At 70.6% G+C, this 13,386-nt stretch carries 5 protein-coding genes and 1 pseudogene; all 6 read right to left on the bottom strand.

Annotation, left to right across the window (positions count from 1 at the left end):
• Window positions 1-156: 156 nt before the first annotated feature.
• Complete coding sequence (gene ppc, locus GA0070617_RS06100; RefSeq protein WP_091434764.1) at window positions 157-2,943, bottom strand: phosphoenolpyruvate carboxylase; 2,787 nt, start codon at window positions 2,941-2,943, stop codon at window positions 157-159.
• A 211-nt stretch (window positions 2,944-3,154) separates the two neighbouring features.
• Entirely contained in the window at window positions 3,155-7,147 is a 3,993-nt protein-coding gene (locus GA0070617_RS06105; protein ID WP_091434766.1) for a ThuA domain-containing protein, read from the bottom strand.
• A 39-nt stretch (window positions 7,148-7,186) separates the two neighbouring features.
• Entirely contained in the window at window positions 7,187-8,365 is a 1,179-nt protein-coding gene (locus tag GA0070617_RS06110) for a multicopper oxidase domain-containing protein (RefSeq protein WP_091434769.1), read from the bottom strand.
• Between the two features lie 79 nt (window positions 8,366-8,444).
• Window positions 8,445-9,908 (bottom strand): annotated as a pseudogene (locus tag GA0070617_RS06115) (OmpL47-type beta-barrel domain-containing protein); the annotation flags it as partial.
• Between the two features lie 1,308 nt (window positions 9,909-11,216).
• A complete protein-coding gene (locus GA0070617_RS06120; RefSeq protein ID WP_091434771.1) occupies window positions 11,217-11,921 on the bottom strand; it encodes a cyclase family protein in 705 nt (234 codons plus the stop codon).
• 349 nt (window positions 11,922-12,270) lie between these two features.
• Window positions 12,271-12,975 (bottom strand): hypothetical protein, encoded by a 705-nt coding sequence (locus GA0070617_RS06125; RefSeq protein WP_091434773.1) that lies wholly within the window; start codon window positions 12,973-12,975, stop codon window positions 12,271-12,273.
• Window positions 12,976-13,386: the final 411 nt, after the last annotated feature.

Here is a 13,386-nt window from a genome sequence, read left to right on the forward strand (position 1 = left end):
ACGCACCTCGGTGGCCGACCCGCTCCGGGTCGGCCACCGCTTTTTTCGATCTCGCCGCTGCGGGCCGGTCTCACCGCCGCGCCGCTGCGGGCCGTAGCCGGTGAGAAGGGGCCCCTGCTATACCGAAAGCGTTAACAGGGGGCCCTTCCTTACACCTCAGCCGGTGTTGCGCATGCCGGCGGCGATGCCGTTGACCGTGGTGAGCAGGGCGCGCTCCAGGGCGGTGCCGTCACTGGGGGCGCGGCGGCCACCGGGGGCGGTGACGACCGCCCGGCCGGCGGCACCGGAGTCGCGGTACTGGCGCAGCAACGCCACCTGCAGGTGGTGCAGCGGCTCCAGGTAGGTGTCCCGCACGGCCAGGGTGCGTTGCAGCACCGGCGAGTTGTCCAGCAGGTCGGGTGAGGCGGTCACCGCCAGCACCTCGCGCCGGGTCAGCTCGTACTGCTCCTCGATGGTGTCGAAGATCGGGTGCAACGGCTCCGGCACCAGGGTCTCGACGTACCGGCGGGCGATGCTCAGGTCGGTCTTGGTGAGCATCATCTCCACGTTCGACAGGAACGTCCGGAAGAAGTGCCAGTTGCGGTACATCTCGGCGAGCACGTCGGCGTGGCCGGCCTCCCGGGCGGCGGCCAGCCCGGCGCCCACGCCGAACCAGCCGGGCACGATCTGCCGGGTCTGGGTCCAGCCGAAGACCCACGGGATCGCCCGCAGGCCGGACAGGCCCGCGCCGGTGTTGGGCCGCTTCGCCGGCCGGGAGCCGATGTTCAGCGCGCCGAGCAGCTCGGTCGGGGTGGAGGCCCAGAAGTACGCCGGCAGGTCCGGGTTCTCCACCAGCGAGCGGTACGACCGGAAGGCCGCCTCGGAGACCACGTCCATCGTCGCGTCCCAGCGTTCCAGCATCTCGGCCGGCTGCCGGGGCGCGGTGTGCAGCAGCGTCGCCTGCAGCACCGCCGCCAGGGTCAGCTCCAGGTTCTCCCGGGCCAGCGAGGGCAGGGTGTACTTGTCGGAGATGACCTCACCCTGCTCGGTGACCTTGATCGCGCCGTCCAGGGTGCCGTACGGCTGGGCCAGGATCGCCTCGTGGGTCGGGCCGCCACCGCGCCCGACGGTGCCGCCGCGACCGTGGAACAGCCGCAGGTGTACGCCGTGCCGGGCGGCCACGTCCCGCAGCGCCCGCTGGGCCCGGTGGATGGACCACTGGCTGGTGGTGATGCCGGCCTCCTTGTTGGAGTCGGAGTAGCCGAGCATCACCTCCTGCACGTCACCCCGGGCCGCCACCAGCGCCCGGTACGCCGGCAGGGAGAGCAGTTCGTCGAGGAGTTCGCCGCCGGCGTTCAGCTCGGCCGGGGTCTCCAGCAGCGGCACGAGGCCGATCCGGGCCCGGCCGCTGTGCACGTCCACCAGACCGGCCTCGCGGGCCAGCACCACGGCGGCGAGCACGTCGTCCACCCCGAGGGTCATCGAGATGATGTACGACTCGATGATCTCGGAGCCGAACCGGTCCTGCGCCTCGCGGATGGTGGTGAAGACGTCGAAGGTCTTGCGGGCCGACTCGGTGAGTGGGGTGTCGGCGGCGGAGAGCGGTCGACGACCGGCCAGCTCGTCGGCGAGGAGCTTGGTGCGTTCCAGCCGGCTCAGCGCCGGGTAGTCGTCGACCTCACCCACCGAGCGGTAGAGCTGACCGAGCACCTCGTGGTGCTTCTCGGCGTGCTCGCGTACGTCCAGGGTCGCCAGGTGCAGCCCGAACGCGGAGACCGTACGGATGGTGGAGGCGAGCCGGCCGACGGCGGTGAGCTGGCCGGCGTTGCGGGCCAGCGAGGCGCGCAGCAGCTCCAGGTCGGCGATCAGCTCGGCCGAGCCCCGGTAGTCCCGCCCGGGTACGTGCGGGGTGGCCTGGCGCAGCCGCTGGCGGGTGTTGGCCAGCTTGGCCTTCACACAGCGGGCCTTGAGCCGGTACGGCTCCTCGGCGTTGACCCGACGGAACCGGGGGGCCACCTCGGGCAACGCGTCCAGGTCGGCGGCGAGGCTGGCGGAGAGGTCCAGCGACACCCCGCGCAGCCGGCGGGAGACGCTCACCTCGTCGATCAGCGCCTCCATCGCCGCCTCGGTGGCAGCGATGCCGTGCTCGTGCTGGATGGTCAGCACCTCGCGGGTGACCAGCGGGGTGACGAACGGGTTGCCGTCCCGGTCGCCGCCGATCCAGCTGCCGAAGGTCAGCGGCCGGGCGGTGGGGGAGGTCTCCACCCCGAGGGTACGCAGCGTCTCGGCGAGGTCGTCGAGGACCTGCGGGGCGGCCTCGGCGTACAGGTCACGCAGGTAGTAGATGGCGTTGCGCGCCTCGTCGGTCGGGTCGGGCCGGTCCAGCCGCAGCTCGTCGGTCTGCCACATCAGGTCGAGCAGCTCGGCCAGTCGCCGGTTGGCCGGTCCCTCGTCGCTGGCGCCGTAGAGGATGGCGTTGGCGGTCTCGGTGTCCAGCTCGTCGGCGACGGCCCGCAGCTTGGACAGGATCGAGCGCCGGGCCGCCTCGGTCGGGTGGGCGGTGAAGACCGGCCGGACCGCCAGCCGGCGGGCTGCCGCGGCGATCTCCTCCGCCGGCACCCCCCGCTCGGCGATCATCCGGGCCGCCTGGTCCAGCCAGCCGCCCTGGACCGCCCGGCGGCGGCGCAGGTCCCGGGCCCGGTGCACCTGCTCGGTGATGTTGGCCAGGTGGAAGTAGGTGGAGAAGGCGCGGGCCAGCTTGGTGCCGGTGGTCACGTCCAGCCCGCCGAGCCGCTGGGCGGCGGCCGGGGCGTCGGTGCGCACCTGGGCGCGGATCTCCTCGACCAGGTCCAGCAGGGGACGGCCCTCCTGCCGGGCCAGGGTCTGGCCGAGCAGGGTGCCGAGCCGGCGGATGTCCGCCCGCAGGGCGGCGTCGGGGCCGTCGTGGTCGTGGTGGTCGGTCACGATGCGCTCCTTACGCGAGTACGAAGGACAGCGCTGTCCGACTCCCCCCGATCGTATCCGCGCCCACCCGCCCGCAAGGAAGGGCCCCTTGTTAACGCTTTTTGTATAGGAAGGGTCCCTTCCTTACCGCTGGGGGTGGTAGGGGGAGGGGGTGCGGGCACGGCGGTGCCGGGTACGGGGGCTGTCCCCGTACCCGGCATCTGGTGGAACGTCAGAGCGCGCGGACCCGGATGTCCCGGAAGTCCATCACGTCACTGTTGCCGTGGTTCTGCAGACCGACGAACCCGCTGGTGAACTGACGCAGGTCGGTCGGGGGGTCCCCGGCCCGGGAGGACTGCTTGCCCGGGACGTTGTCGAAGACGTTCAGGGTGACCCCGTTACGGATGATCGTGTAGCGCTGCCCGACCACCCGGATCTCGTAGTCGTTCCACTCACCCTTCGGGGTGGCCCCCGACTGGTCCAGGGTCAGCGGCTGGAAGTTGTACACCGAACCGGTCTTCTGGGGCTCACCGGTCGCCCCGTCGTACAGCTGAATCTCGTGACCGCACATGATCGCCACCCAGGCCTGGGAGGTGCGGGCCGAGCCCAGCGTGGAGCAACTGCCCTCGGGCCGCTCCTCCAGCGGCGTCCGCGGGTCCGGGAACCGGACGAAGACACCGCTGTTGGCTCGGGTGGTGCCCGGCGAGGAGTCCCGGAACTTGAGCTTGATCGAGTAGTCGGCCAGTTCCTGGCCGGCGTACCAGAGCATGCCCATGCCGCCGATACTGCGGATGGACCCGTCGGGGTTGAGCGCGAACGACCCGCCGGGTGCCTGCCGCCAGTCCGCCAACGAGTACGCCGACCCGTCGAAGATGGGCTGGTAGCCGGGGGTACGGCCGATCGGGGACGCCTCACCGGCGGTCCGCAGCGCGGCCTTCTCCTCGTTGTTGATCACCCGGGTCTTGCTGAGGTGGTCGAGCACGGAGTCCAGGTGGGCCAGGAACGAGCCCTGGTTGGGCCAGCTCCGCTCGTCGTCGATCAGGTCGTTGATCGTGCACCCGCCGTTGGCCTTCCGGTTGGGCAGGCCGGTGTCGGTGTCGAGCAGCCAGACCGTGTCGCGCCGGTCCGGCGCGACGCAGCCGGTGCTGACGTCGATGGTGCTGGTGGCGGTCTTGCCGTCGGCGTACTTCACCTTCAGCGTGACCTGGTACGAGCCGTGCGTGCGGTAGGTGTGTGTCGGGTGCGGCTGGGTGGAGCCCTTGGTGCCGTCGCCGAAGTCCCACTCCCAGGAGACGCCACCGACCTTGGCGCTGGAGAAGGAGACCGTCCGGTAGTTGCTGGCGGCCTCGATCTGCGCGCTGGCGTGGCTCGGGCCCGGGGTGGGCTCGCCGCCGGTGTAGACGATCCGGATCAGCTTCTGGTTGCCGTGCAGGCTGAAGAAGCCACCGGCGTAGTCCAGCATGTAGAGCGCGCCGTCCGGGCCGAACTTGGCGTCCATCCAGGACTGGAGCTGGTTGGCCCCGTTGCCGCCCGGGATGATCGCCCGCAGGTCCTCGGCGAAGGACGGTGCGCCCTGCTCGGGCACGGCGGCCGGGTCGACGGTGACCGCCACCCGGTTGCCCGAGTTGGACTGGTCGCCGATGAACCACTTGTTGTCCCAGTGGGCCGGCCAGGCCACCCCGCTGTCGGTGTCGACCTTCGAGCGCTGGTAGGTCGGGCCGTCCATCACGGCCTGGCCACCACCGCGCAGGTACGGGCGGGTGAAGGTCTCCTCACCGAGGACGTACGAGGGCAGCCCGCTGCCGTCGGTGCGGGTCGGGTAGACCGGCCCACCACCCTGCGGCGAGTACCAGATCATGCTGGGCCGGGACGGCGGAATGTCCACCAGACCGGTGTTGCGCGGCGAGGTGTTCTTCAGGTTGTCGCAGTCGTACCAGCCGGTCAGCTGGGTCGCGTCGGTGTTGCTCCGGTCCCGGTACGGCTGGTTGTTGCCCATGCAGTACGGCCAGCCCTGGTTACCGGCGGAGGTGATGATGGTGGCGTGCTCGTACTTGGCCGGGCCCAGCTCCGGGCTCGGCGTGGCGGCGTCCGGGCCGACCCAGGCCGCGGTCAGCCAGTTGTTCACCGGGTCCCAGTTGAGCCGGGAGATGTTGCGGACACCCATCACGTAGATCTCGGGGAGGGTCTTGCCGCCACCCTCCTCCTGCCCGGTGAAGAGGTTGCCCTCGGGAACGGTGTACGTGCCGTCGTCCTCCGGGTGGATCCGCAGGATCTTGCCGTTGTAGCTGTTGGTGTTGCCGGAGGTACGGCGGGCATCCTGGAACGAGATGCCGGCGTACTCCTGGGTCCAGTTGTTGCCGGAGTAGCCGTTGGAGCCGCCGGAGGAGTTGGCGTCCCCGCTGCCGATGTAGAGGTTGCCCTCGTTGTCGAAGGCCATCCCGCCACCGGCGTGGCAGCAGCTGTGGATCTGGGTGTCCCAGCTCAGCAGGTCCTTGCGGGTGTCCTGGTCGATCGAGTCGGCCTGCTTGTCGTAGGTGAACCGGGAGACGGTCCGCTTGCCGACCCGCTTCTCCCGGTCGATGGACTCGTGCGGCATCCAGAACGCGTAGACCCAGCCGTTCTCGGCGAACTTCGGGTCGAGGGTGATGCCGATCAGGCCCTCTTCGTTCTTGACCAGCTCGCTGCCGCTGCCCCGGTTGCCCATCACCGGCAGGGTGGTGAGCAGCTTGACCTGCTTGCTCTCCGGGTCCCAGCGGTGGATGGTGCCGCAGCCCAGGCCGACGTTGGGGTTGTTCCAGTCGGCGATCGGGCCGGACGGGCAGGCCGCCTTGCCGATGTAGAAGACCGAGCCGTCCTCGGCGATGGTCAGCCCGTGCGGCTCGCCGATCTGGTCGAGCTGCCCGGACTGGTTGGCCACGGTGAGCCGCTCGACCCGGTAGTTGGCCGAGATGGTCGCCTTGCAGTCACCCTGGACCGTGCCGGCGGTCCACTGCAGCGCGCCGAGCAGGTGGCTGCGGAACTGGGTGTCGGAGGTCCAGGTGTCCTCGGTACGCCCCATCCCGGTGTAGAAGGACCGGCCGCCGTCGTAGTCACGGCACCAGGAGACCGGGTGGAACGGACCGTTGCCGGCGAGTCCGGCGTCGTAGCTGGTCTCGTCGACCTGGGCGATGGTGTGCACCCGGCCGACCGGGCTCGGGTCCCAGTTGATCCACTGGTCGGAGCGGGTCCAGTTCAGCGGCAGGCCCTTGTTGGCCGGGTGCTGGCGGTCGGTCACCTGGACCACCGCCTCCTGCACCTTGGTCTCCGGGGCCGCCGGCGCGTCGTTGCCGATCAGCCACAGCTCGGCGAGCTGGATGAGCGGCTCACCGCTGTTGGCGGTGATGTTGAGCCGGTAGTGCTGGTAGGCCTGGGTGTTGGTGAACGAGTACTGCTTGGTCTGGAAGCGCTGCGGGAAGCTCTCGCCGGTGCGCTTGTCCAGGTCGGTCCAGGTCTGTCCGTCGGCGGAGCCCTGCAGCGTCCAGTCCTTCGGGTCCCGGCCGGGGAAGTCGTTGGCCGAGGAGAGGGCGTACCGGTCGACCACGGTCGGCTCGGCGAGCTTGCCGGCCAACCAGCCGGTGTTGGTCCGGGTCAGCCACTTGGTGCTGGTGGTGCCGTCGAAGGCGTGGGTGGCGGCCTCGTTCGGCGGGTTCTGACCGCTGGCGGTCGCCTCCACCACCTTCTCGGCGGCGGGCAGGCTGGGTGCCGGCCGGGTGCCGATCAGGCCGGTGAACCACTCCGAGCTGGGCTGGGCGTACGCGGCGTCGTGGATGCCGACGAAACCGCCGCCGCCCTTGACGTACGACTGGAAGGCCGCCTCCTGGTCGTCGCTGAGGGTCACCCCGTTGGCGGAGAGGAAGACGACGCTGCGGTACTTGGCCAGGTTGTCGGCGGTGAAGACGCCCGGGTCGGCGGAGGTGTGCACGTAGAACCCGTGCTCGCTGCCGAGCTGGCGGATGATGTTGGCGGCCCGGTTCACCGGGTCGGCCTGGTCGGCGGCGGGTCCGTGGAAGACCAGCACGTTGACCACCCGGGATCCCCAGGTGGGCGGGGCCGCGCTGGCCGGCTCGGACGCGGCCGGGACCACGGCGAGCAGGCCGGCGGTGAGGACGGCGGCCGAGGTCACGGCGAGCGCGCGGCGGGTGGAGGTGGTCAGTCGGGTTAGTCGGAAATGGCGTTTAAGGGCCATTTCTGCTCCTTCGGTGGACGGGTGGGGGTGGTGGGCAGGTCAGGAACCGGCGGGTTGGTGCCCGGCGTGTGCCGCACTTCCGGCCGTGGTGGGGTTGCCGGCCGGCCCGTTGACCTGGGCCGGGCCGTGGTGCCCGTGGTGCGGCGGCATCTGGCCGTTCTTGTCGAGGATGTGCAGCGACGTCGCCATGCCGAGGTCGGAGTGGAACTGCATGTGGCAGTGCAGCATCCAGTGCCCCGGTCCGACCGCGTCACCGGCGACGATCGTCACCCCGAAGGAGTCACCCGGCCCGAGTGTCTTGTTGTCGATCACCGGAATCGAGTCGACCAACGCCTTGTTGTCCCCGGCGACCACCCCGGTGCGGGTGTCCGCCCAGGCATGCCCGTGCAGGTGGAAGGTGTGCATGTCGTTGCCGATCCCGACCACGATGAACTCCACCCGCTCGCCCTGCTTGGCGACCAGGCAGGTCGGTCCGGGCTGTGGGTTCTCCGCGTCACAGGTGTCCACCTCGGCACCCCGGCGCAGGTTGATGGTCTGCCGGTCACCGAAGAAGCTCACGTAGGTGCGGTCCGGCCGGAGGTCGCCCTGCCGCCGTACCACCAGGCCGCCGAAGAGGCCGGCGTTGAGACCCTGGGTACCGTGGGTGCCGCCGACGACGTGGTCGTGGTACCACCAGTAGCCGGCGGTGCCCGGCGAGCCGGTCTTGGCGTTGCGCGGCTTGGCGTACCAGGTGTAGGTACGCGACTCGCCCGAGGCCACGTACGAGCCGCTGTGCACCGTGCCGTCGGAGTCCTGGGTGTACTTGACCCCGTGCACGTGCAACGAGACCCCGAGCGGATGCTCCGGGTCGGTGCGCAGCTGCGCCAGGGTCGCCTCCGGCACCTGGTTGTGCAGGGTGATCGCCAGGCACTCGCCCTCGATCATCTCCATCGTCGGCCCCGGGTACGAGGCGGTCTGCGGGGTCAGCCCGTACCCGAGCCGGACCTGGTTGGTCGACGGGTCCTTGGGCAGCTCCACCGCGTACAGCTGCAGGGTGCGGTCCGGTGCGACGCAGCCGTCGGGCTTCTCGGCGAAGAAGCCGGACTGGACCGCGAAGGCCGTTCCCGCGCTGCCCAGCGTGACCGCGGCCACCGCCAGCGCGAGCAGGGTACGCAGGCCGCTTGTTCGGCGTCGTCGCGGAGGTTCGGGTTGGTTGTCGAGCACGTCGTTCTGATCCACGGTGGTTCCAATCGGGTCGGTCAGCCGTGGCCGGCGGCCCTGCCGGCCACGGCTGACGAGAAGTGGAGGCGGGGTGGGGTCAGGGGGTCAGCGGCGCGACGCGGACGTTGCGGAAGCTGACGATGTCGTTCGCCCCGTGCACCTGGAGGCCGATGTACCCGTGGGTGTTCTGCCGGCCGGCGCCACCCGGGTCGTCCGCCCGCGGCGGGCTGAAGGCCGCACCGGGGTCGTTGACGTACTCGTTGATCAGCACGCCGTTGCGGAAGATCGAGTAGTGCTGCCCGACCACCCGGATCTCGTAGTCGTTCCAGGTGCCCTTCTCGGTGACCCCGGCCCCGGCCAGGTTCACCTGGTCGAATCCGTAGACCGACCCGGTCTTGTACTGGTCACCGTCGGTGCGGTCGAGGATCTGGATCTCGTGGCCGTACTTGATCGCCACCCACTCGGGCCGGGACTCCTGCGGGTGCTGGTGCACACCCGGGAAGCGGACGAAGACCCCGCTGTTGGCCCGGCCGTCGCCCGGGGCGTCGTCGCGCCACTGCAGCTTCAGCGAGAAGTCACCGTAGCTGCGGACCGGGTACCAGAGCATGCCCAGGCCGGCGACCGGCTTGCTGGTGATCGAGCCGTCGGAGCTGCGGGTGAACCCACCCGGGCCGACGTGCTCCCACTCCTTGAACGAGGCGCCCGAGCGGCTCAGCAGTGACCGGTAGCCGGTCTGCTCGTCGGACTTGCCGACGTTCGACTCGCGGGCCGAGTCGACCAGGAGCTGCCGCTCGTCCCGGTTGATCACCCCGAGGTGCATCAGGTGCTGGGTGGTCGCCCGGACGTGGGTCATGAACTCGGCGTGGTTGAGCCAGTTCCGCTCGCTGGCCATCAGGTTGTTGATCGTGCAGCCGGTGCCCACCGTCCGGTTCGGCAACCCGCTGTTGACCGTGCCGAACCAGACAGTCGTCCGGGTGTCCAGCACCGGGCAGTCCGGGTCGGTACCACCCATCACCACCGAGAAGCTGACCGTCTCGGCCGTCGAGGTGTTGCCGGCGTTGTCGGTGGCCCGGTAGCTCACGCTGTGCTGACCCGGCCGGTTGACCGCGAACGGACCGGTGTACGTGGTGAACGGCTGGCTGTCCAGGGAGTACTCGATCCGGGCCACGCCGGAGTCGGCGTCGCTGGCGGTCAGGGTCACCGTGGCCGCACCGACGTACGCGCCGTCGGCGTCCCGCTCGCCGCTGACCGCCACCGTGACCGTCGGCGCGGTGGTGTCCGGGTCCGGCGGAGCGACCACCGTGAAGTCCACCGACCGGACCGCCGAGGTGTTGCCGGCGACATCGGTGGCCCGGTAGTCGACCTTGTGCGCACCGGGCTCGTTGACTGTCAACGGCGCGGTGTACGTGGTGTAGGGCGCACCGTCCAGGGAGTACTCGACGCTTTCCACACCGGACCCGGCGTCCTCGGCGGTCAGGGTGACGGTGGCCGCCCCGACGTACGCGCCGCTGTTGTCCTGTTGTCCGGCGAGCGAGGCGCTCACCGTCGGTGCGGTGGTGTCCTCCCCCTCGTCTCCGCCGGTGACGACCAGCAGGCCGGTCATCGAGCCGTGCCCGGGGATCGCGCAGAAGAAGCGGTACGTGCCGGGGGTGAGCACCACGTCCACCGTCCACCGGCCACCGTTGGCGTCGAACGGGTCGGCCAGGATGTTGACGTTGACGTCCTGGTTGTACCGCGGGTCACCGGTGTCGAAGGTCAGGGTGTGCTGCATGCCGCTGGTGTTGCCGGTCGCCGCGCTGTTCTCGAAGACCAGCGTGGTCGGCCCGGCCACGGCGGTGGTGGGCGCGGTCTTGTACCTGGTGACATCGTTGTCCGCCGTCCAGGTGAGGGTCTGCTCCAGTTGCTGGGCGCTGCTCTCCTGGGCACCCACCGGCACGGCGTTCAGCGCGGAGGTGACCACCAGGGTGAGCGCCAGGGTGAGGGCGGCCAGCGGCCGGCGGAACCGGCCGGAGGGTGCTATGGGAGGACGGGGACCGCTCGGTGTGCCGTCTCTGAGGGAGCGCAATAGCATCTCCGGCATACCTTTCATCAACGTCTTTTTCAGACTTTGTCGGGCATCCCGGGGGTGAGGTCCGCCGGGACGTCGGGGTGGTGGCCGTTGTCGGGCGCGCGGCAGCCGCACCTGCCCGGTGTCGCTGGTGGGCAGGCTTGCCTGGGGTACGACGTGATGTGCGGTGCGACCTGACGCGCGGTGCAACGGTGGCGTGCGGTGCAACGGTGGCGTGCGGTGCAAGGTGGCGTGCTGTGCAGCGGTGGCGTGCTGTGCAACGGTGGCGTGCGTGGGGTCCACGTGCGGTGAGGCTCAGCGTGAGGCGGGCTCAGGCAGGCGACGGCCCAGCGTGCGGCGATCGTGGTGAGGCGGTGGTGGATCGTCCGGGCTGGTCTCGCTGCGCGGGGGAGGGCGGGCGGAGTCGGAGGGGCCAGGGACAGGACGCGCGCCGACGCGTCGGAACTGGAGCTGTTCCGCTGGGGTGCGACCCCGACGGAACGACCGTGGCCGTGGGCGCGTGAGGCTCGCCCCGTTGCCAGGTCCCGCGAGGTAGCCGCGCCGCCGGATACCTCGTCGAAACAAGTTCGTGGCCTGACCCTAACGGACTTGCAGTCAGGGTGTCCACAGCTTTCATCGATCTGGCAACTACTTTTATCGAAGTGAACGAAAGTGATGGCTAAGGTCCACTTCGACCGATCGGCGAGGTTGCGCCCTTCCCCCGTTAGCCCAGCTCAGACGGTCAGCAGACGCTGCTCAGACGGGGAGCAGACGCTGCTCAGGCGGGCAGGGGACGCTGCTCAGGTCAGGACGGGGCCCTGCTCAGCCGGGCAAGGTCGCGAAAGCTCGGACCGGGAAGGTGCCCATGCCGGCGACCATCGGAGGGGCGGCGGTGAACCGGAAACCCTGCGGAGGCAACGCCGCCAGCCCGGTCAGATGCTCCACGATGGGCACCCCGGCAGCCAGCAACGTGCTGTGCGCGGGACGGGTGCCGACCTCGGCCGGCCGCATGTCGTCGATGTTCACCGAGTCGATCCCGACCAGCACGGCCCCCGCCTCGACCAGCCACCGGGCGCCCGCCCCGGTCAGGTACGGCGCCTCCGGGCCGGAGTACCGTCCGGTGCCGAAGTGGACATCCCAGCCGGTGTGCAGCAGCACCGCCCGCCCCGCCACCTCGTACGTCGCCAGCAACGGCCGGTCGACCGCCCGGGAGCCGGCGGGCACCCGGACCACGACCCCGGGCAGGTCGGCGAGGCGGTCCAGGGGCACACCGGTCAGGTCCGCACCGTCGGCGTACCGGTGCGACGGAGTGTCCAGATAGGTGCCGGTGTTGGCGATCATGTCGATCCGCCCGACGTGGAACTCGGTGCCGGGGGCGTACCGGTCGCGGGACGCCTCCCGGGAAAGCCAGTCGCTGATCCGGGGTCCCGGCCAGTCCGGCAGGGTCGTCATGCCGTCCGAGATCACATGGCTCAGCTCCACGTGCCGGCGGGCACCCGGGAGCTCACGAACGGGATCGGTAGGCATCACCGCATCGTGCCCGGCCGCCGGTGGGCCCGTCCACCCCGCCCGGGAAACCGCTCGATCGCCACCGCTCAGGCGGGACCAGTCGCGGGCCTCGACCGGGAAGAAGCCCGACAAAAGTGACCTACTGAACCCCGAACCGCCTGCTGGTCGGCCACCGAGTGCCGCGCCGCTTCGCGTCGCCGGACGTCAGGGGCAACGAAAGGTGTGGGGAGATCTGTTGTCGCCAGGGCGACAACAGATCTCCCCAGACCCGCGGCTACTGGTGGTTCGCCCGTGGTCAGGTGGGTGGGGGGTGGGGGGCGTGCTTGGGCTACTTGTCTCGGGTGGGCCTGTCCGCGCCGCTTTTTGTTCAGCGGAGGGGGCAACGGCCGGCGCTGTAGTACTGGACGGCGGCCAGGATCTCCGCCTCCGACCTGTCGGCGAAGTTGAGCGTGGCGACCAGCCCGGAGCCGTAGAAGGCCTTCAGGAGTCCGCTGTCGAAGGCGGTGTACGCGCCCAGGTTCTGCAGCGTCCGGGGGTCGTGGGGCTGAACGACCAGCATCTTCTCCAGACTCCAGCGGCGACGGGAGATCTGCGCGACGGCCTCCCAGGGCAGCCAGACCGCCTGACCCCGGGTCGGTCGGGACCGGATCCACAACCCGTCGGGGCCGAGCGCCAGCACCGGCCCACCGGACGCGAGCAGCCAGATTTGGAGTCCCAGCGGCAGCACGAGCCCGAGCAGGCTGATCACGGCGATGACCACGGTGATGCCGACGGCGCTTCCAGCACTGCCGGCCTGGGCGATGGCGAAACCGACACAGCAGAGGATGGGCAGGAGGACCGCACCCACGACCGCGCTGATCAGCCCGACTCGCTTGGCGATGTTGGGCCGGGCCACGAAGGGCTGGTCCTCGGGGATCCGCTTGGTCGTCGGTGCCGGTGGAGGCACCGGCGGGTAGGACTGCGGGTAGCCGGGCTGCGACTGCCCCGGCTGCGGCCATCCCTGCGGGTACGCCGAGGGTGGCCCGGACTGCGGTTGTTGGTCGGGCGACGACCAGGACGGCGGGGTGGACACCGGAGGCACTCCAGAGATCGACGGGTGAGGCGGAGTCGTCCCACGAGCGCGGTCTCGTCCCCGGCGCTCGATCAACTCCGCCCACCGTAGTCCGGGCGTGCACTTCCCGCCCGGCACGGCAACCCTGGCGTACCCGGGGCGGGGGCCGCGGGCCTCCCCGAACAGGTCCGCGCACCCCCGGGCCGCCAGCACGGCGATCTCCCCGGGCCCCGTGGACCATCTTCGGCCGGCTACCGGGCCCGGGTCTTGAACATCGTTGCTCACTTCACCGACACAGCCACCCCACCCCACCCCACCCCACCCCCCAGGCCGCCGCCCCACCCCCGGGCCACCCGCACCGGCACTCCGCCAACCTGGTGTCGCCTCCGCCCGGCGGAGAAGATCTTGGAAGTTATCGGCCCCCGGAGGGGC

The sequence above is a fragment of the Micromonospora yangpuensis genome (assembly GCF_900091615.1).
Taxonomy (GTDB): domain Bacteria; phylum Actinomycetota; class Actinomycetes; order Mycobacteriales; family Micromonosporaceae; genus Micromonospora; species Micromonospora yangpuensis.